The sequence below is a fragment of the Bradyrhizobium sp. IC4060 genome (assembly GCF_020193715.1).
GTDB lineage: Bacteria > Pseudomonadota > Alphaproteobacteria > Rhizobiales > Xanthobacteraceae > Bradyrhizobium > Bradyrhizobium yuanmingense.
In genome coordinates this window covers 1-474 of sequence record NZ_JADYVJ010000075.1, presented here as the reverse complement: position 1 = coordinate 474, position 474 = coordinate 1, and the positions used below count along the sequence as shown (strand labels likewise).

Here is a 474-nt window from a genome sequence, read left to right as displayed (position 1 = left end):
CCCGAGGTGGTCAGCAGGTCGATGTTGTCGCCCTTGACGTAGCGGGTCATGAAGGTCAGGCCGGGAATGCCGACGCCGGCGAAGTTGTAGTCGTAGCGCGCCTGCCAGGATTTCTCGTCCTTGTTGGCGAAGTCGCCGATCTGGATGAAGTTCACCAGGTAGGGGTCGGCGCCGTTGATGTAGGCGAAGCCGGTGTCGCCGCTCATCTTCTGGTAGCCGACGCCGAAGGCGTGGTAGCCGAGGCTGTAGGTGAACATGGCGTTGAGCGCCTTGTTGTCGACGTTGCTGGAGCCGTCGTCGGTGGAGCGCGCCCAGCGGATGTCGGATTTCAGCGACTGCTTGTCGGCGATCGGCAGGGTGTGCACCAGGCCGAGGTAATGCTGCTTGTAGAAGTTGTCGAGCTTGCCGTAGTGGTAGCTGGTGCTGAGGTTGTCGGTCCACTTGTAGCTGCCGCCGGCGAAGTCGAACTTGTCC

At 61.8% G+C, this 474-nt stretch carries 1 pseudogene; it reads right to left on the bottom strand.

Going from position 1 to position 474, the window contains the following annotated elements:
• Positions 1 to 474: pseudogene (gene opdQ, locus I6F16_RS37535) on the bottom strand (porin OpdQ); the annotation flags it as partial.